The sequence below is a fragment of the Herminiimonas glaciei genome (assembly GCF_042664955.1).
Lineage (GTDB): Bacteria > Pseudomonadota > Gammaproteobacteria > Burkholderiales > Burkholderiaceae_D > Oxalicibacterium > Oxalicibacterium glaciei.
This window is the reverse complement of sequence record NZ_JBHTBU010000002.1, coordinates 873374-893264: the sequence shown is the minus strand read 5'-3', so window position 1 is coordinate 893264 and position 19891 is coordinate 873374. Positions and strand designations below refer to the sequence as shown.

Below are 19891 nucleotides of genomic sequence, written 5' to 3'. Positions count from 1 at the left end.
TCCAGTTTCAGGTTCTTTTGATTCAATCGCTGTTACGCGATCGTTAATTATTGTGGGGTATCGTTCGCTTGCGTTTGATTCGGATCAATGATGAGTTTCTTTTCAAAATGTTCCGGAGTCACAACGCCCATGGAGACGATGTATTTCAATGCTTCGTCGACATTCATGTCGAGCTCTACTGTTTCGGCACGCGGCACCATCAGGAAGAAACCCGAGGTCGGATTCGGCGTGGTTGGCACATACACGCTGACGTAGTCGCCCACCAGATGGTTACGCACATCACCACCCGGCGCGCCGGTCAGGAACGCGATGGTCCAGGCGCCCTTGCGTGGATATTCAATCAGCAAGGCTTTACGGAATGCATTGCCGGATGAAGAAAACAAGGTATCCGAGACTTGCTTGACGCTGGAGTAAATCGTATTGAATACAGGAATGCGATGCAGGATGGATTCCCACAGTGCGACGACGCGATTACCGATGAAGTTACGTGTAGCCAGGCCGGTCAGGAAGATAACCAGCAAGGTCAATATCGTGCCGAGGCCGGGAATCGCAAAGCCAAACAAGGCTTCCGGCCGCCAGCGCGCCGGCAGCAGGAGCAGCGATTGATCCATCGTACCGACGATCAGATTCAATACCCATAAGGTAATTGCGAGTGGAACGAGGATCAGCAAGCCGGTAATAAAATATTTACGCATGATTTTCTACCGTAAGAATCGCACCGGATAATCCCGGCCCGATAAATTTATCAAGAGTCAGACTTTGTTGCAGCAGGTGCCGCAGCCGTTGCAGGCGCCGCCGGTGCCGGAGCTGCCGCCGCGCTATCGGATTTGGCAGCATCACTGCCTGCAGTATTCGACACCGCAGGCGCAGTCGTGCCACCCTGGCCGCCACGGAAATCGGTCACATACCAGCCGGTGCCCTTCAGCTGGAAACCAGCCGCTGTCAGTTGTTTTTTGAAAGTCGCCTTGCCGCAAGTCGGGCAATCGGTCAGCACCGGGTCAGATATCTTTTGCAATACATCTTTGGCAAAACCACACGCTTCGCAGCGGTACGCATAAATCGGCATGAAAAAATTCCCGCAAAAATCATCCAAAACCCTGAATTATAAAGGTTTTCTGCCCCGATTTACCGGGGACTTGTAACTGTAGCGCCCCGCCAGCCGTGACTTTCGCCCTAAAAGGCGTCCATTAGCAGGAAAGTACCGGCCTCGCGCTGGTAACTATCAATCAGCGGCACCAGGCGGCGGAAGTGTTCGGTCTGGCAATGCTCATCCAAAGCTTGTCGATCTGGCCACTCTTCGATAAAGACGAAATGGCCGGGATCCTTTTGATCGATATAAAGATTGTACGAAATGCAATCCTTTTCCAGGCGCGTTTTTGCGACCAATTCTTCATACAAGGGGCGCACCGTAGCGATGAATTCAGGCCGGATGAAATCCTGCGCGATCACTTTCAGCATGCGCACGCCCTCATTTTACTTGGCACGGATTTCGGTCCAGATGCGGTTCAGTGCGCGACGCTGCTTGCTATTCAAATCTTTCAGCATTTCCAGTTTCGCAGCTTCGGCCTTGTCCGGGAAGATCGCAGGATTTTTCGCGATTTCCGGTTTGATAAATGGCAAGGCGGCGCTGTTTGGATTGCCAGTGCCGATCAGGTTCGTCAATTCGGCAGAATTTTTGCCGTCGAGGATCAGGTTGATGAATTGATGTGCGAGCTCAGGACGCGGTGCGTCTTTCGGTATCACCAGGCTATCCAGCGACATCGCCGCGCCTTCTTTTGGCAAGGCGTGGCGAATACGGAATTTACGGCCGGCCTTCTGTGCATCCTGGTCAGCCTGGAAGATATCGCTGGAATAACCATGTACCAGCCAGATATCGCCGACCGTCAAACCCTTGATGTAGCTGGTGCCGTTGAATGCGGCCCAGTAAGGCTTGGCTTTCAGGATCACGTTCTTCGCTTCCTGCCAGTGCTTTTCATCGGTATCGTTGACCGAGTAGCCGAGATACTTCAAGGCAGCAGCCATCAATTCATTGGCCGAATCCAGCACCGTTACCTTGCCTTTGATTTTCGCCAGGATGGCCGGATCGAAAATCGCCGCCCAGCTATCCACCGGGATACCGAGTTCCTTCATTTTTTGCTCGTTGTAACCAAGCAAAGTGATGGTGTATGCATACGGCACCGAGTACTGATTTCCCTTATCGAAATCGGTATTCAGGTATTGCGGATTCAGGTTCTTGAAATTCGCCAGCTTGCTCTTGTCCAGCGGCTGCAATGCGCCCTGCTTAATCAGCGACTGCAAGGCATTTCCGGTCGGCACGATCAGGTCGTAACCTTTGGCACCGGCGGCCAGCTTGGCCAGCATCTCTTCATTGTCACCGTAGTAGCTTTGTACCAATTGGCATTTGCATGCCGCCTCGAAACGCTGCACGGTTTCGGCTGCAATATAGTTATTCCAGTTGTACAAATGCAGCTTGCCTTGCGCCTGCGCGGAAACGGCAATCAGTGACAGCGACAGGATGGCGAATAATTTTTTCATGGCAGATCCAAAGAAAAAGTCAGGAACGGAATGCATTCGGGGAAAGCTTGGAAGCGATCACTATCAGGAACAAAGTCAGTGCCATCAGCAAGGTGGAAACCGCATTTACTTCCGGCGTCACGGCAATCTTGATCATCGAATAGATTTGCAGCGGCAAGGTCGATGTATTTGCACCGGCAGTAAAGAAGGTAATCACAAAATCGTCGATCGACAAGGTAAACGCCATCAGCGCACCGGCCACCACGCCCGGCATGATCAGCGGCAAGGTGACGCGACGGAAAGCTTGCCACGGCGTTGCACCACAATCGCGCGCAGCTTCGGTCAGGCTCTCATCCATGCCGCTCAGGCGCGAACGCACGACGATGGCAACGAAGCCCATGCTGAAGGCGATATGCGCCAGCGTCACCGACAACATGCCCAAAGTCAGGTTCAGCATCACAAAGAAAATCAGCAATGAGACGCCAACCAGGATTTCCGGAATCGCAATCGGCGTCAGCACCAGCACCTGCAGCAAACGGATTTTGTAACGATGCAAGGCAAAGCCCGCCATCGTACCCAGCAGCGTCGAGACCGCGCTCGAAACCAAAGCAATGATCAGCGAATTGCCGGCGGCGCGCAGCATTTCTTCATTCGCAAACAAGGTGCGATACCAATCCAGCGTAAAGCCGACCCATTCGGCATTCAGGCGTGAATCATTAAAGGAATACACCACCACGATCGCCAGCGGCACATACAGGAAGGCATACACCAGCACCGCAGCCAGCGTCAGTCCTATTGAATGCGGACGTGTCTTATGCATGCTGCCTCCGGCGTGGACGCGCGAGCAAGGCGGCGAAACCGGCAGCTGCCAGCGCAGCAACCGTCAACATGATGGACAACACGCTACCGAAAGGCCAGTCGCGCGAATCGAGGAATTGCTGCTTGATGACATTACCGATCATGATGCCGCCGGTGCCACCGAGGATGTCGGACACCGCAAAGATACCCAGTGCAGGAATGAAGACCAGCGCCGCACCGGCATAAATGCCCGGCAGGGAAAGTGGGAAGGTGACGCGCCAGAATGTCTGCCATTTACCGGCGCCCAGATCCTGCGCTGCATCCAGCAAGGCAGGATCATGCTTCTCAAGATTCGCGTACAGCGGCAAGACCATGAAAGGCAGGTGTACATACACAAGGCCGACGATCACCGCGAAAGCGCTATACAGCAAAGTCACGGGTTCGAAACCAAAGACATCGAGCACCGCATTCAAGCCGCGCGTCAAAGCCGATTGCGGCCCGAGCAAAATCATCCATGCATAAATACGGATCAGGAAGTTGCTCCAGAACGGCAGGATCACCAGCAAGACCAGCAGGTTGCGCCATTTCTGCGGACTGCGCGCAATCAGTAAGGCCAGCGGATAAGCCATCGCCAGGCATACCAGGGTGGTGATGACAGCAAACAGCAGCGACTTCAGGAAGATCGCCGTGTAAATAAAATCGGTAAAGAAAGGTGTGAAGCTTTCCAGCGTCAGGTCCAGCGCACCAGTCTCATCGAACAAAGGTGCCAGTCCGCCGTAATCGCCGGGGAAGCGGAATGCGGCAAACGCCATGATCAGCGTCGGAACGGCAAAGAAAACGATCAGGTACAACAGTGGCGGTCCGCTGATCAACCAGCGCGCCAGACCACCCTTGCCGCTCACCGGCTTGCTTGTCGCAGGTGTAGCCACTGCGTCAGACATGAGCCGCTTCCGGCAGGAAATGCCCGGCATCGACACGCCACGCCACATCCACCGCATCGCCGACTTCAAAGAAGCGCGGACGACCGATAGCCGAATTTGCCAGCATGGTTTCTATGCGTACGCCGCCTTCGGTTTCGACGATGTAAACCGTCACGCCGCCCATATACAGCAATTCTTTGACGTAACCATCAAAGTGATTCTCGTCCGCCACGCCGCGTACGATCTCGGCGCTGACCTGGGTTTTTTCCGGACGCAAGGCAATCGTGCCTTTGCTGCCGACCGTGACACCCGGCGAAGTAAAGGCCTTGACCTCACCCATGCCCGGCACATCCAGCCACATCATGTCGCCATTGATCTTGGTCACGACGCCATCAAACAAATTACAGGTGCCGATAAAATCAGCGACGAAACGGCTGCGCGGATAGCTATAAATACGGGTAGGTTCATCCAGCTGCTCGACCTGCCCCTTGTTCATCACCGCAATCCGGTGCGACAAAGCCAGCGCTTCAGCCTGGTCATGCGTGACATAGATAAAGGTAATACCGACTTCTTTTTGCAGGTTAATCAGCTCGATCTGCATCTGTTCGCGCAACTGCGCGTCGAGTGCCGACAAAGGCTCATCCAGCAACAGCAACTTGGGACGCGTCACCAGCGCCCGCGCTATTGACACGCGTTGACGCTGGCCGCCAGACAGTTCGTGCGGATAACGTGCAGCGAAACCGGTAAGGCGCACATCTTCCAGCGCTTCTTCGACTTTTTTCTGGATCTCGGCTTTAGGGGTATTCGCCATTTCCAGCGGGAAGGCAATATTGCCACCCACCGTCATGTGCGGGAACAAAGCGTAGTTCTGGAATACGGTACGCACCGGACGCTGCTCAGGCGGCACGCCTGTGAGGTCGACGCCATCCAGCAGGATCTGCCCTGCATCAGGCACATCGAAGCCTGCGATCATGCGCAAGAGTGTCGTTTTACCGCAGCCCGAAGGTCCGAGCAAAGTGAAGAACTCACCGGCCTCTATCGAGAGACTGATGTTGTCGACTACGGTGTTGTCGCCGAAGCGACGAATGAGATTGCGAATTTCGAGGAGCGCCATCTTGTCCTGGGCCGGGCTGCAAGGGATAGATACAAAAACCGGGGCAATTGTAGCAAATAGCGCGCCTGATTTCTCAAAAATGGCACATCAGAACCAAGACTGTCGCGGCCACCGGCCATACTGGCAAGTCCGGCTGGCTTGAAATCGCCGGGCAGACTCAGCTCGCAGCGCGACGGGCGGCCTCGATATCGCTCAGGAACCGCTCTTTATCGCGCGGGGAAATCAGCAACATCCTGCCCTTGCCGTAATCAATGCGCAGGCGATCCAGCGATAGCGCCGGACTGGAAAGCGGGTTATTGCTGGGTGTGATGCTTTTGATATCAGCCAGTGGGACGACCCATTTGAACGGGCCGCTTTGTGCCAGCAGGCGGGATGCTTCCAGTGTGTAACGCGTTGACAACAGCAACCAGGCGGGCAAACCGAAGCCTACAGCCGCGACCAGCGACGCAATCAGGATTGCACCCGGCGTATTGGAAAGCATGGTCTGCCCGGCTGAATACAAGGAAGCCAGCGCAGCGAAAGCGAGTACGACGAACAACCAGACATCAACTTTGGAACGATAGACCGTAGGCATTACTGCTCCCCTGCAGATACCGCCTTACTGCGTTATCCACCTATAAAGGTAAAGAACACCAGCGTCAAAATCCCGCCGGCAACCAGGCCGCCACCAAAGTAAACGGCGACGCCGAGCAAGAGATTAGTGCGCTTCTGTTCTTCCAGCAACCGTCTGATCAGTTCTGTATTGTCATGCTGGGGTTGCGATACTTGGGTCAAAGCCTGATGTGCCAGCCTCGGCAATTGCGGCAGCAGCTTGCTGTAACGCGGTGCTTCGGCTTTCAGGTTTTCCCACAAACCACGCCAGCCGACCTGCTCATTCATCCAATTTTCCAGATAAGGCTTAGCCGTTTTCCACAAATCCAGTTCCGGATCGAGCTGGCGTCCGAGTCCTTCAACGTTCAGCAAAGTCTTTTGCAGGAGCACCAGTTGCGGCTGCACTTCGACATTGAAGCGGCGTGAGGTCTGGAACAGGCGCAACAAGACCTGGCCGAATGAAATTTCGCTCAAGGGCCGGTCAAAGATGGGTTCGCAGCAAGCCCGCACTGCCGACTCCAGTTCGTCCACACGCGTTTCTTTCGGCGCCCAGCCGGATTCGATATGTGCCTCAGCGACGCGCTTGTAATCACGACGGAAGAAGGCAAGGAAGTTTTGCGACAGGTAGTCTTTGTCGAAATCGTTCAGCGTGCCGACGATACCGAAATCCAGTGCGATATAACGACCGAAGGTTGCAGGCTCTACCGAAACCTGGATATTCCCCGGATGCATATCGGCATGGAAGAAACCATCGCGGAAGACTTGCGTGAAGAAAATCTCCACGCCATCGCGCGACAATTTTTTCAAATCAACGCCGGCGGCAATCAATCTATCGGTTTGCGAAATCGGGATGCCGACCATACGCTCCATCACGATGACCGAAGTCGAGCAGTAATCCCAAAACATTTCCGGTACGACCAGCAAATTGGATTCGGCAAAGTTGCGGCGCAACTGGCTGCCGTTCGCCGCCTCGCGCATCAGGTCGAGCTCGTCATGCAGGTATTTATCGAATTCGGCGACCACTTCTTTCGGCTTCAGGCGTTTGCCATCGGCCCACATACGCTCGACCAGGCCGGCCAGGATGTGCATCAGTGCGACGTCTTCATCGATTGATTTCTTGATGCCGGGGCGCAGCACCTTGATCGCCACCGCAGTGCCGTTTTTCAGGCGACCGAAATGGACTTGCGCAATCGAGGCGGATGCCACCGGTACCGGATCGAATTCGGCAAACAGGACATCCGGATGTGCACCCAGCGACTTGATGATTTGTGCAATCGCCAGCTCGGACGAGAAAGGCGGCACGCGATCCTGCAGGCGCGCCAGTTCATCGGCGATGTCGATAGGCATCAGGTCGCGGCGTGTCGACAGCACCTGGCCGAATTTAACGAAGATAGGGCCGAGGTCTTCCAGCGCTCGCCGCAAGCGGATCGCGCGTGGCGCCGACAGGTCGCGCCAGAACATGACTTGATTGATAAATCTGGCAGTCCGCGGAATCGCCAATCCCGAGATGGCGATCTCGTCGAGTCCGTAACGCAGCGCGACACGGATGATTTTCAAGACGCGAAGAAATTTCAATATCATTGCTTACTGCCCTTCAGCTTTTCGATCCGCTTCGCGAGTCGTGCCACGTCGTCACGCAAGCGGGTCACTTCTGCGGTGAAGCCGGCGACCGCCTGCGGACGGATTAATAGGGGATTTTCTTCCAGAAAGTATTCGGCGATGTTTTCAGTCACCGACTGATGCAAGGCTTTGGCCGTATTCACAGCACTATGTGCGCCGGCCACGATACGGGTGGCAGCGATATCACCGACGACCTTGCTCAGGTCGTCTTCTGCTTCCCAGCGCAAGGATTGGCTCAGTTGCGAAATAGTATTGGCAAAATCGGCATCGCCTTCAATTTTGACATATGAAAACGCGCGCTCCCGGTTCTGCATGATCAGCGGCAGGTCGGACATTTGCATGCGTATCGTCACGGTCGGCATGTCATCCGCGCCAGCCGTCTCCACCATGCCATCAGCGCTGACTTTCAGGCGCACTGCCAGCACACCGCCGTCCAGCACCGCCACCTTGCCGGCATGCGGCATCAGCTTGGCACGGGCCCACGCTTCCTGCGCAAGCAGGTGGTTAATCGCGGCAGGGAATATGTTGGCAGGGGAAAGAGATGTCATCGTCAAAAAATAAAGCCGCCGGTGAACCATTCACGGGCGGCTTCAAGTTTAGCAGTTTGCTGCGTGGCGTCGCTAACTATCTACATGGCGAGTCGGAGTTGACTGACTGCCGGATAGCGCAATTCCCCGCTTTTATTGCGGTAATTATTGCGGTAATTGCTGGATACCAGCCAAAACCCAACCGCCATTGCCATTAATTGGCTTGGACAGGTTCCATGCTTCGGTGAACGGTTCGGTCGGTGCGTAATCAGCTTCACGGATAAGGCCTGTGAACTTGATGCTGGCGACGTAATCATTGCCAACTGTCTCTACACCGTAGAACTCGCCATCCAGTGTCACGACATCGGTTACGTTTGGTGTCGCGCCACGTTCCTGCAATTGCAATTTCAGTTCTGCAAACATTTCCGGCGTGGTGAATTCACGGATATCGTTGATATCAGCTTTATCCCATGCAGCTTGCAAGCGGATGAAATAGGTTTTTGCGTTACGCACAAACGATTCCACATCGAAATCAGCTGGCAAATCATTTGCCGCGCCGTATGCAGCACCGGATGCCATAGGCGCTGCCGATTGCAGGGCCGATGGTTGGTTCGCTTGCTGATTGATGCCCGAACCGATATCAGGTGTACTGTTTTTTGCCGAGTAACCATTCGCAAACGAAGGTTGCGCGCCATTGCCAGCGTTTTTGCCTTTGATCATGCGGTAGATGAACATCGCTGCGAAAGCGAACAGGGCAACCATCAGGATGGTGCTGATCATGCTGGCAAATGCGCCGCCGATACCCAGGTGCGACAACAGTGCGCCCAGGCCCAGGCCGAGCAATGCACCGCCGAGGATGCTTTTCATCATGCTAGGTTTGGCTGCTGCAGCTGCGCCCGCGCCAGCCGCAGCTGGTGCCGCTGCAGGTTTGGCAGCGTTGCTGGCCGACGAAGATTGAGCCGGAGCCGGACGCTGGAAGCTTTGCGATTGCTTACCGAAAGAACCGCCGCCGCCCATACGCTTGGCTTCCGCTTCTACAGCGATGAAGGTCATCGAACTGACCATCACTGCGACTGCCAAAAGTAATTTCTTCATAATGCTCGTCTCCTAGAGTTTAATACCGGTGTGCAATGCCGCCACGCCGGCTGTCAAATTGAAATACTCGACTCTTTCAAGCCCAGCATCCTGCATCATTTTTTTCAGTGTTTCCTGATCCGGATGCATGCGGATCGATTCAGCCAGATACCGGTAACTCTCGGCATCACCTGCAATACGCTTGCCCAACCACGGCAACACTGAAAACGAATACACGTCATACGGCTTTTGCAATGGTTCCCATACCTTCGAGAACTCCAGCACCAGCAACTTGCCGCCGGGCTTCAATACGCGCCGCATTTCCGCCAGCGCCACATCCTTATGCGTCATATTGCGCAAACCGAAAGCGACACTGACACGATCAAAATAGTTATCGGGGAAAGGCAATTTCTCCGCATCACACAAGGATGTTGGGGTGATCAAGCCTTTATTCAACAGTCGATCGCGCCCGACCCGCAACATCGACTCATTAATATCAGTCAGCCAGACTTCTCCACTGCTACCGGCCTGACGTGCAAACGCCTTGGCCAGGTCGCCCGTGCCGCCGGCAATATCCAGCACTTTGAAACCGGGACGCACACCAGCCTGGGCAATCGTGAATGTTTTCCATAAACGATGCAGGCCCGCCGACATGAAGTCGTTCATCACGTCATATTTGGCCGCGACGGAATGAAACACTTCCGCGACCTTGTGGACTTTCTCTTCTTCAGCGACGGTTTGATAACCGAAATGTGTGGAATTTGTCATAGCTAGCCAATTACATTATACAAGCGTTATTGAGATGTGAAGAAAACGTTAAAAATTATTTTTACTTGCCGATACTGCAAGAAAATTTAGTAACAAAGCTGTGCGCAAAGCCAATGAAATCAATGACTTCCGCAACCAGAGCCGCCGGTAACAGCCTTGCTCATCGGCGCATCGCGTCCGCTTTCACGTGTAAACCCGGCCGCTTCAAGGCGACGCAGATAGTCTTCCCACAGGGCATCTTTATCGGTGCCGAGGTGGTACAGATACTCCCACGAAAAGATGCCGGTATCGTGACCATCCGAGAAAGAAGGTTTGATCGCGTAATTGCCGACCGGTTCAACGCCGGTGATTTCCACATTGCGCTGACCGGTCTGCAAGGTTTCCTGTCCCGGGCCGTGACCGCGCACTTCAGCCGACGGCGACCAGACGCGCATCAGTTCAAAAGGCAAGGAAAATGCGGCACCGTCATCGAATTCGATTTCAAGTACGCGCGATTGCTTGCGCACCGTCAAACCTGTGGGTTGCGGTGCAGGAGGTGTTTGTTTGGAACCAGCCATGATCATCTCTCGTTCAGGGGTAAAGTGCAGGCGGCAAGCATACCGCCGATTGAATGTTCGATTGCCTGAGTATGAATTTATCAGGCACTGCAGGAAGCGTATCGTACTACCGCCTCGCGCAATGCAGGCAACAAGGCGCGACGTTGCATCAGTATATCGTCCGCAGTCTGGCGCTGAGTCGCCGCCCAGACGGGATTCGGGAAATGTGCATCGTCGGTAAAACGAGGAATCAGGTGCCAGTGCAGATGCGGCACCATATTGCCGAGGCTGGCAAGATTGATCTTCTCCGGCTGCATGACTTCGCGCAGTGCGCTTTCGACCTGACACACGGTCCGCATCAAAACCGAACGTTCTTCCGGTTTCAGATCCGTCATTTCCGGCACATGCGCATTCCAGATCACGCGGCAGAAACCCGGGTAGTTGGCATCGGCAATCAGCACGATGCGCAACTGTTCATTGCGGAACAGTACTTCCCCGCCGCTTTCCTCACATAACTCGCACGCCGCCATGCTTACACCAGCACGCGTTCGATACCGCCGTTGTTGGCACGGTCAACGTATTCAGGCAACCAGTTAGGTCCGAGCAAATGCTTGGCCATTTCGACCACGATGTAATCGGCGGTGGTGTCCGAGTCTTCGTTGTAACGCGACAAGCCTTGCAGGCAGGACGGGCATGAAGTCAGGATCTTGACGTCGCCGGTGAAACCGTCGCCGCGCAATTTATCCGCACCCTTGGTCATTTCCTCTTCCTTGCGGAAACGCACCTGGGTCGAGATATCAGGACGCGTCACAGCCAGCGTACCGGACTCGCCGCAGCAGCGATCATTCTTCTCGATCTTTTGGTCGTCAACAGTCGTGATCAATGCATTCACCGTTTTCAACGGGTCCTGCAACTTCATCGGGCTGTGGCAAGGGTCGTGGTACATGTAGCGTACGCCGTTCACGCCTTCCAGCTTCACGCCTTTTTCCATCAGGTATTCATGGATATCGACGATGCGGCAACCCGGGAAAATTTTCTCGAATTCATAGCCTTGCAACTGGTCGTAGCAAGTACCGCAAGAAACGATGACGGTTTTAATATCCAGATAATTCAACGTATTGGCCATGCGATGGAACAGCACGCGATTATCGGTGATGATTTTTTCCGCCTTGTCGTAATTGCCGGAACCGCGTTGCGGATAACCGCAGCACAGGTAGCCTGGCGGCAAGACGGTCTGCACGCCGACATTCCACAACATCGCCTGCGTTGCCAGGCCGACCTGCGAGAACAGGCGCTCTGATCCGCAACCCGGGAAATAAAACACGGCTTCGGTATCCATCGTCGTGGTCTTCGGATCACGGATGATAGGCACGACTTTATCGTCTTCGATATCCAGCAAGGCACGCGCGGTTTTCTTCGGCAGGTTACCCGGCATCTTCTTGTTGATGAAGTGGATGACCTGTTCCTTGATAGGCGGCTTGCCGACTGTCGCACGCGGTGCGGAAGTCTGCTTCTTCGCCAGCTTTTTCAGGACGTCATGACCGAAGCGCTGCGCCTTGTAGCCCCAACCTATCATGACCTGGCGCGTCGCATTGATGGTCGCCGGATCGGTCGCGTTCAGGAAGAACATCGATGCTGCCGTGCCCGGATTGAAGGACTTCTTGTTCATCTTGCGCAGCAGGTTGCGCATATTCATCGAGACATCACCGAAGTCGATATCGACCGGGCAAGGTGTCAGGCATTTATGGCAGACCGTGCAGTGATCGGCCACGTCTTCGAATTCTTCCCAATGCTTGATCGAGATACCGCGGCGGGTCTGCTCTTCATACAGGAAGGCTTCCACCAGCAACGATGTTGCGAGGATTTTGTTACGTGGCGAATACAGCAGGTTCGCACGCGGCACATGGGTCGCACACACCGGTTTGCATTTGCCGCAGCGCAGGCAATCCTTGACGCTGTTGGCAATCGCACCGATATCGCTCTGTTGCATGATCAGCGATTCATGGCCCATCAAGCCGAACGATGGTGTGTAAGCATTGCGCAAATCTGCGCTCAGCTCGGACATATCCATCAGCTTGCCTTTGTTGAAGTGACCTTCCGGATCGATGCGTCGTTTGTACGAACGGAAATCGGCCAGTTCTGCTTCAGTCAGGAATTCAAGTTTGGTAATACCAATACCGTGCTCACCGGAAATCACGCCGTTCAACGAGCGTGCAAGCGCCATGATGCGCGCCACCGCAGCATGCGCATCCTGCAGCATCTGGTAGTGATCGGAATTGACCGGGATGTTGGTGTGCACATTGCCGTCACCTGCGTGCATATGCAGCGCGACGAAGACGCGACCACGCAAGACACGTTTATGGATCGCCGTCGCCTCTTCCAGGATCAGGCGGAACGATGCGCCACTGAATACCTGGCGCAGCGGCGCACGGATTTCAGTTTTCCACGACACACGTATGGTGCGGTCTTGAATGACATCGAACAGGGTCGCGTCCGGCTGCACAATCAATCGCTCTTCGAATACCGGCGAGAGTTGTTCCAGGCCCAGCAAATTCAACTCATCCTTTGCAATACGCAAGGGTTGGTCGAGATTGTCCAGCATGTAGGTCCAGCGTGCATTGGCGGCGGCGATCAAATCTTCCGCCTGGTGCACGCGGTCTTCCAGCAATTCTGCGGCCGGGATATCGTCACCTTCCGCATCGTCGCTCTTGCCCAGCGGCAGATTGCCCTTGGCGAAGAAGGTGTGCAACTCTTCCAGCAATTGCAGCTTGTTGCGGATCGACAGTTCAACGTTGATGCGTTCGATACCGTCCGAATACTCACCCATGCGATCCAGCGGGATCACGACGTCTTCATTGATTTTGAAAGCGTTGGTATGTTTGGAAATGGCGGCGGTACGCGCACGATCAAGCCAGAATTTTTTGCGGGCTTCCGGGCTGACAGCGACAAAACCTTCGCCGACACGGGTATTCGCCAGGCGCACGACTTCGGATGCGGCTTGCGCGACGGCGTTTTCATCGTCGCCGACGATATCGCCGAACAAAGCCATCTTCGGCAAGATGCCGCGTTTGGATTTGGTTGCATAACCAACCGCACGCAGATAGCGTTCATCCAGATGCTCAAGGCCGGCCAGGATAGCGCCGCCCTTTTTGGTTTCAGCATCAAGGAAATCCTTGATCTCGACTATCGATGGAATCGCATCGCGCGAATGACCAAAGAATTCCAGGCACACGGTGCGCGTGTGCTTCGGCATTTTGTGCAAGATCCAGCGGGCCGATGTAATCAGGCCGTCGCAACCTTCTTTTTGCACGCCCGGCAAACCGGACAGGAATTTATCGGTCACGTCCTTGCCCAGGCCTTCCTTGCGGAAGGTGCGGCCGGCGATTTCCAGCGTTTCGCTCTTGAAAGGCTGGTTGACGCGGCCCTTCTCGGCCGGATGCGTCCATTCCAGTTTGAACTTGGCGACCGGTGCATCATGGATCTTGCCGAGGTTGTGCTCGAGGCGAGTGACTTCCAGCCAGTCGCCATTCGGATCCACCATGCGCCAGCTGGCCAGGTTGTCGAGCGCAGTGCCCCACAACACGGCTTTCTTGCCACCGGCATTCATTGCGATATTGCCGCCTATGCACGAAGCTTCGGCCGAGGTCGGATCAACCGCAAACACGAAGCCGGCTTTTTCTGCGGCATCGGAAACCCGTTTGGTGACGACACCAGCGCCTGAGTAGATGGTCGCGTATTCGCGGTCCACACCTGGCAACATGGTCATTTCAACTGCGCCCAACGCTTCCAGTTTTTCAGTATTGATGACAGCCGACATCGGCGTCAGCGGCACTGCGCCACCGGTATAACCGGTACCGCCGCCGCGCGGGATGATGGTCAGGCCGAGTTCGATGCAAGCTTTGACCAGGCCGGCCATCTCATCTTCGCTGTCAGGCGTCAACACCACGAACGGATATTCGACACGCCAGTCGGTGGCGTCGGTCACGTGCGAGACGCGCGACAAGCCATCGAACTTGATATTGTCTTTTTCGGTGTAGCGACCCAGCACGCGGTTGGCGCGTTTGCGCAAATCGTAGGTGCGACGGAATTCTTCGCCAAAGGCAGTGACTGCCTTGCGCGCCGATTTGAGCAAGGCTTCCACCGCAACGCTGCGGCGTGCCGCGTTTTCATCGGTCGAGGTGGCCAGATCCGTGCTGCGGCGCTTTTCGACTTCAACCAGGCGATGATGCAGGGCATCGATCAATGCCTGGCGACGCTTGGGATTGTCCAGCAAGTCGTCTTGCAGATAGGGATTGCGTTGCACGACCCAGATATCGCCCAACACTTCATACAACATCCTCGCGGACCGACCGGTCTGGCGTGCACCGCGCAGCTCGTCGAGCAGTTGCCATGCATCCTCGCCCAACAGGCGAATCACAATTTCGCGGTCGGAAAACGAAGTGTAGTTATACGGAATTTCACGCAAGCGCGTAGGTACGGCGCCGCCGGGGCCATCGGCCAGAAGGGTCTGAATTTGTACTGGGGCGTTCATCAGTGGGTCAATTGAATTAACGCTAAATACGCATTTTAGCTGATTGCGCTGCAACACGCCCGACAGACGTGTGTCGCAAAAAGGGGAAAAACAGGTATTCGGGCAGGATGGCTTAAGGCAAAAATCGCGGGATGTCGCGTTTTAAAAGATTTTCGCCAGATATTGCCAAAAACCATCGGGAATATAGAGCAAGAGCCAGGTCATGGTCAGATAGCGCAGGAATTTGCCGATTGCCATATAGAAGACGCACGGCCAGAACGGCAGCTTGAGCCAGCCGGCCAGCAGGCACAAGGGATCACCTATGCCAGGCAGCCAGGCCAGTAACATGGTTTTGGCGCCAAAACGCTGCAACCAGCCAAACCAACGGGTTTCCCTTTCCTTCGCGAATACCTGCTTCGCGCCCAGTCCCAGCCAGTAATTAACCGCTCCGCCCAGGGTATTGCCGGCCGTCGCCACCAGCAAAGTCGGCCAGAACAAGTCTATATTCGCCTTGACGACTGCAAACACGGCCGGCTCCGAGCCCAGCGGCAACAGGGTCGCGGAAACAAAGCTGATGATAAAGACTGAAAGCAGGCCGACCTCGGGTGCGGCCAGCGTCGTCAACACCCACTGGACGGCGCTTTCAATCATGTGTCACTCGAATCGATAAATTCAAATCGCAGGCCGATCTATATTAAATAAGGAAAATCAATACACTGCATGCTCAAGCTAATACAGCGCAATAAAGGCTGTCCATTATAATGATGTGCTGCGCCGCACGAAAACAAACCCTGTTTTCACCCGCGCCCATGATATTGAATCCTATGACTACCGACTATCTGAAGAAAATCCTAACCGCGCGCGTCTACGATGTCGCCGTGGAATCCCCACTCGAGCTGGCACCAACGCTGTCGCAGCGTGTGGGCAATCAGATTTACTTCAAACGTGAAGATATCCAAAGCGTGTTCAGCTTCAAGCTGCGCGGCGCATACAACAAGATGGCGCACCTGCCGCCGGCACAAATGAAGCGCGGCGTGATTTGTGCGTCGGCCGGCAACCATGCGCAAGGCGTGGCGCTGTCCGCCACCAAGCTCGGTTGCCGCGCAGTGATCGTGATGCCAACCACCACGCCATCGGTCAAGGTCGAAGCAGTCAAGGCACGCGGCGGCGAAGTCGTGTTGTTCGGTGACTCGTATTCAGATGCTTACCAGCATGCACTGACGCTGGAGAAAAAACTCAAGCTGACCTTCGTCCATCCATTCGATGATCCTGACGTCATCGCCGGACAAGGCACTATCGGCATGGAAATCCTGCGCCAGCACGCCGGTCCTATCCACGCGATTTTCGTTCCTATCGGCGGTGGCGGCCTGATCGCCGGCGTTGCAGCTTATGTCAAGGCAGTGCGTCCGGAAATCAAAGTGATAGGCGTGCAAACCTCGGATTCCGATGCGATGGCACGTAGCCTGCAAGCCGGTCGTCGCGTGACGATGACAGATGTCGGCCTGTTCGCGGATGGTACTGCGGTCAAACTGGTGGGCGAAGAAACCTTCCGCCTCGCCAAACAATATGTCGATGAAATCATTGTGGTCGATACCAATGAAGTCTGCACCGCGATCAAGGATGTGTTCCAGGATACGCGCAGCATTCTCGAACCGTCCGGCGCACTCGCGGTAGCCGGAGCCAAGGCCTATATAGAACGTGCCCGCGCCGGTAAGAAGCCATTGAAGAATGAAACCCTGGTCACCATTGCCAGCGGCGCAAACATGAATTTCGATCGCCTGCGCTTCGTCGCCGAAATGGCCGACGTCGGTGCCGCACGTGAAGGTGTGTTCGCCGTTACCATCCCGGAAGAGCGTGGCAGCTTCAAGCGCTTTTGCGAATTGATCGGCCCGCGCAACGTTACCGAATTCAACTACCGCATCAGCGATGCCAAACTGGCGCATATCTTCGTCGGCATGCAAATCGCCGATCGCGACGAAGCCGGCAAGATCACCAAGCTGTTTGAAAAACACGGCTTCAAGACACTGGACCTGACGCACGATGAATTGGCGAAAGGCCATATCCGCCATCTGGTCGGCGGCAAGAGTGAATTGACACAGGATGAAATCCTGTATCGCTTTGAATTCCCTGAACGTCCGGGCGCGCTGATGCGCTTCCTCGACAGCGTGGCGCCAAACTGGAATATCAGCCTGTTCCACTATCGCAACCAGGGCGGCGATGTCGGCCGCATCCTGGTCGGTTTGCAAGTGCCGAAGAAAGAAATGAAAGCCTTCCGCGCTTCGCTCGCAGGCTTGGGTTATCGCCATTGGGATGAGAGCGACAACCCTGTATATAAATTGTTTTTGTAAAAGTAATCGTCATGAGCACCTCTTCTACACCGGACGCATCACCACTGGGTAAGCCATCGCTTTACCAGACCCAGTACGATCCTTCACTGCTGTTTCCGATTCCACGCCAGGGCAAGCGCGACGAGCTGGGCTTGTCCGGCGACCTGCCCTTTTTCGGCGTCGATATCTGGAATGCCTATGAACTGTCATGGCTGAATATGCGCGGCAAGCCGCAAGTGGCGATTGCCAGGGTCATGGTGCCGGCCGATTCGCCGAACATCATTGAATCAAAATCCTTCAAGCTCTACCTGAATTCCTTCAACCAAACCAAGCTGGGCGGTACCGACGCCTTGCTGGAGCTGCTGCGCGCAGATTTGTCGGCGGGCTTTGGGGCGCCAGTGCAAATCACGCTGACGCTGCCGGAAGACTTTGCCAAGATCAATATAGGCGAACTCGACGGCACGCTGCTGGATCGCCTGGATATAGAAGTGACAGACTATGTGCCGGATCCGTCTTTGCTGCAGGCAGCCCACGACGAAGCACCGGTAGAAGAAACCCTGTTGTCCAATTTGCTGAAATCGAATTGCCTGGTCACCGGCCAGCCGGATTGGGGCAGCGTACAAATCCATTACGTGGGGCCGCAGATTAATCAGGCAGGCTTGCTGCACTACCTGATAGGTTTCCGCGAACATAACGAATTCCATGAGCAATGCGTAGAACGTATCTTTATGGACATTTTGCGTCAGTGCAAACCGCAAAAACTTGCTGTTTATGCACGCTATACACGCCGTGGCGGCCTCGATATCAATCCATGGCGCAGTAATTTCAGCACCGGCAAACCACCATCAAATACCCGTAACGCCAGGCAGTAAGCAGGGTGTAAGCTCCGTGGATGAAGCTTGTTCATGCGCTTCATCCCGGGCTTAACGAATCAGATCGCTTGTGGTCTAATCGATCTATACGAAAACAGCAATAGCTATGGCAAGTCGCATTAAAAAGGTGCGTCTTATCTGCAACAGACCGGCCGGCACCAGCCCAGCTTTCCCGATTCAGGCCCTATCGCCATCGAATAGGCCTATAATTCCTCGCAGAGTCCTTTTTTTGTGCGTCGCACCATGAACCATTTAAGTCAGATTCTCCCCCCTGCCAACGTAGTGCTTGATCTGGACGTATCCAGCAAAAAACGCACGTTTGAACAGGTCGGTTTAATTTTCGAAAACAACTGTGGCATTGCCCGTTCCGTCGTCTCCGACAACCTGTTCGCGCGCGAACGGCTTGGCTCGACCGGCCTCGGCCATGGCGTTGCCGTGCCACACGGTCGTATCAAGGGCTTGAAAGCGCCATTAGCTGCTTTCGTGCGCCTGGCACAGCCGATCCCGTTTGAGTCGCCGGACGGCCAACCGGTGAATCTATTGATTTTCCTGTTGATTCCGGACCATGTGACGCAACAGCATCTGGAAATCCTGTCGGAACTGGCAGAAATGTTTTCCGATGAGGCTTTCCGCAACTTGCTGGCCAGCACAGAAGATCCGGCCGCAGTCCATGCGCGCCTGATTACCTGGCAGCCTAGCCTGCAAAGCACCAACTAATCCGCCGCGCCATTTCAACGGCGCGCATCCTGTCCTGTCAGCATCCAACATGCCACTACCGACACCGCTCTCCATCCAGCAACTCTACGACGACAACCGTGAATCGCTTCAATTGGGATGGTTTGCCGGTTTCCCGGGTGGCGAACGCCTGATTTCGGGTGATGCGACTTCGGCTGCGGACCAGGTTGGTCACTTGAATTTGATCCACCCGGGTCGTATCCAGGTTTTCGGTCACCAGGAAGTCGAGTATTACCAGCGCCTGTCCGATAACGGGCGCGCCCACCATACCGCCGAACTGGTCGCCGGCGAACCGCCTGCTTTCATCATTGCGCAAGGCCTGGAAACACCGGCCGACATCATGGCGATTTGCGACGATAAAAACATTCCATTGTTTTCGACGCCGCTACCCGCCGCGCAAGTGATCGATTACCTGCGTGTTTATTTGTCGAAAAAACTGGCACAGCGCATCACCATGCACGGCGTATTCATGGACGTGCTGGGTGTCGGCGTATTGATTACCGGCGAATCCGGCCTCGGGAAAAGTGAACTGGGCCTGGAACTGATTTCACGCAACCACGGCCTGGTGGCCGATGACGCGGTCGAATTCGCGCGCATCGCGCCGCACATGATAGAAGGCCGCTGCCCGCCACTGCTGCAAAACTTGCTGGAAGTACGCGGCCTCGGCTTGCTCGATATCCGTACCATCTTCGGTGAAACCGCAGTGCGCCGCAAAATGCGCCTGAAACTGATCGTGCACCTGGTTCGCCGCAGCACGCTGGAAGAAAGTTATGAACGCCTGCCGCTGCCATCGCAGAGCGAAGAAATCCTCGGCCTCTCGATCCGCAAAGTCGTGATCCCGGTCGAAGCCGGTCGAAATCTCGCGGTGCTGCTGGAAGCTGCGGTACGCAATACCATCCTGCAATTGCGCGGCATCGACACCCTGAAAGACTTCATGGTGCGCCAGCAAAAAGCGATGGAAAGCGACGAGTAAGTAGCAAGCCGG

General features: G+C 55.1%; 20 protein-coding genes. 4 read left to right on the top strand and 16 right to left on the bottom strand.

Annotated elements, in window-relative coordinates:
* Nucleotides 1–47: 47 nt before the first annotated feature.
* From ACFQPC_RS15175 to ACFQPC_RS15100, 16 genes are all read right to left on the bottom strand, one after another.
* Nucleotides 48–695, bottom strand: a complete 648-nt coding sequence (locus ACFQPC_RS15175; RefSeq protein WP_382272695.1) for a DUF502 domain-containing protein — start codon at nt 693–695, stop codon at nt 48–50.
* A gap of 50 nt (nt 696–745) precedes the next feature.
* Nucleotides 746–1066, bottom strand: a complete 321-nt coding sequence (locus tag ACFQPC_RS15170) for an FmdB family zinc ribbon protein (protein ID WP_382272694.1) — start codon at nt 1064–1066, stop codon at nt 746–748.
* A gap of 107 nt (nt 1067–1173) precedes the next feature.
* Complete coding sequence (locus tag ACFQPC_RS15165) at nt 1174–1458, bottom strand: putative quinol monooxygenase (protein WP_382272693.1); 285 nt, start codon at nt 1456–1458, stop codon at nt 1174–1176.
* Between the two features lie 15 nt (nt 1459–1473).
* Complete coding sequence (locus ACFQPC_RS15160) at nt 1474–2535, bottom strand: ABC transporter substrate-binding protein (protein WP_382272692.1); 1062 nt, start codon at nt 2533–2535, stop codon at nt 1474–1476.
* 19 nt (nt 2536–2554) lie between these two features.
* Entirely contained in the window at nt 2555–3334 is a 780-nt protein-coding gene (locus ACFQPC_RS15155; protein WP_012080947.1) for an ABC transporter permease, read from the bottom strand.
* Nucleotides 3327–4253: an ABC transporter permease gene (locus ACFQPC_RS15150; RefSeq protein ID WP_382272691.1), complete on the bottom strand. Its 927-nt coding sequence runs from the start codon at nt 4251–4253 to the stop codon at nt 3327–3329. Before ACFQPC_RS15150 ends, ACFQPC_RS15155 begins: the two co-directional genes overlap by 8 nt.
* On the bottom strand, nt 4246–5346 hold the full coding sequence (locus tag ACFQPC_RS15145) for an ABC transporter ATP-binding protein (protein WP_382272690.1): 1101 nt from the start codon (nt 5344–5346) through the stop codon (nt 4246–4248). Before ACFQPC_RS15145 ends, ACFQPC_RS15150 begins: the two co-directional genes overlap by 8 nt.
* A gap of 157 nt (nt 5347–5503) precedes the next feature.
* The gene (locus ACFQPC_RS15140; RefSeq protein ID WP_382272689.1) at nt 5504–5920 is read right to left on the bottom strand and encodes a PH domain-containing protein; all 417 of its coding nucleotides are present in this window, start codon (nt 5918–5920) and stop codon (nt 5504–5506) included.
* A gap of 32 nt (nt 5921–5952) precedes the next feature.
* Entirely contained in the window at nt 5953–7518 is a 1566-nt protein-coding gene (gene ubiB, locus ACFQPC_RS15135; protein ID WP_382272688.1) for a ubiquinone biosynthesis regulatory protein kinase UbiB, read from the bottom strand.
* Nucleotides 7515–8105, bottom strand: coding sequence for a ubiquinone biosynthesis accessory factor UbiJ (locus ACFQPC_RS15130; RefSeq protein WP_382272687.1), 591 nt, complete (start codon nt 8103–8105; stop codon nt 7515–7517). Before ACFQPC_RS15130 ends, ubiB begins: the two co-directional genes overlap by 4 nt.
* A gap of 144 nt (nt 8106–8249) precedes the next feature.
* Nucleotides 8250–9179 carry a Tim44 domain-containing protein gene (locus ACFQPC_RS15125; RefSeq protein WP_382272686.1) on the bottom strand — a complete coding sequence of 310 codons (930 nt, stop codon included), beginning with the start codon at nt 9177–9179 and terminating at the stop codon, nt 8250–8252.
* A gap of 12 nt (nt 9180–9191) precedes the next feature.
* Nucleotides 9192–9926, bottom strand: a complete 735-nt coding sequence (ubiE, locus tag ACFQPC_RS15120) for a bifunctional demethylmenaquinone methyltransferase/2-methoxy-6-polyprenyl-1,4-benzoquinol methylase UbiE (protein ID WP_012080954.1) — start codon at nt 9924–9926, stop codon at nt 9192–9194.
* A 119-nt stretch (nt 9927–10045) separates the two neighbouring features.
* Nucleotides 10046–10483, bottom strand: coding sequence for a gamma-butyrobetaine hydroxylase family protein (locus ACFQPC_RS15115; RefSeq protein WP_012080955.1), 438 nt, complete (start codon nt 10481–10483; stop codon nt 10046–10048).
* An 80-nt stretch (nt 10484–10563) separates the two neighbouring features.
* The gene (locus ACFQPC_RS15110; RefSeq protein WP_382272685.1) at nt 10564–10992 is read right to left on the bottom strand and encodes an HIT family protein; all 429 of its coding nucleotides are present in this window, start codon (nt 10990–10992) and stop codon (nt 10564–10566) included.
* 2 nt (nt 10993–10994) lie between these two features.
* Nucleotides 10995–14993: a DUF3683 domain-containing protein gene (locus ACFQPC_RS15105; protein ID WP_382272684.1), complete on the bottom strand. Its 3999-nt coding sequence runs from the start codon at nt 14991–14993 to the stop codon at nt 10995–10997.
* Between the two features lie 141 nt (nt 14994–15134).
* Nucleotides 15135–15623 (bottom strand): YqaA family protein, encoded by a 489-nt coding sequence (locus ACFQPC_RS15100; RefSeq protein WP_382272683.1) that lies wholly within the window; start codon nt 15621–15623, stop codon nt 15135–15137.
* Between the two features lie 173 nt (nt 15624–15796).
* Between ACFQPC_RS15100 and ilvA the strand changes: the two genes are divergently transcribed.
* The 4 genes from ilvA to hprK all read left to right on the top strand — a co-directional run bounded on the left by ilvA (nt 15797) and on the right by hprK (nt 19879).
* Complete coding sequence (gene ilvA / locus ACFQPC_RS15095) at nt 15797–17320, top strand: threonine ammonia-lyase, biosynthetic (protein WP_382272682.1); 1524 nt, start codon at nt 15797–15799, stop codon at nt 17318–17320.
* An 11-nt stretch (nt 17321–17331) separates the two neighbouring features.
* Nucleotides 17332–18171, top strand: a complete 840-nt coding sequence (gene queF, locus ACFQPC_RS15090) for an NADPH-dependent 7-cyano-7-deazaguanine reductase QueF (RefSeq protein WP_382272681.1) — start codon at nt 17332–17334, stop codon at nt 18169–18171.
* Between the two features lie 243 nt (nt 18172–18414).
* Nucleotides 18415–18888, top strand: coding sequence for a PTS sugar transporter subunit IIA (locus tag ACFQPC_RS15085; RefSeq protein WP_012080961.1), 474 nt, complete (start codon nt 18415–18417; stop codon nt 18886–18888).
* Between the two features lie 49 nt (nt 18889–18937).
* Nucleotides 18938–19879, top strand: coding sequence for an HPr(Ser) kinase/phosphatase (gene hprK, locus ACFQPC_RS15080; RefSeq protein ID WP_382272680.1), 942 nt, complete (start codon nt 18938–18940; stop codon nt 19877–19879).
* Nucleotides 19880–19891 lie beyond the last annotated feature (12 nt).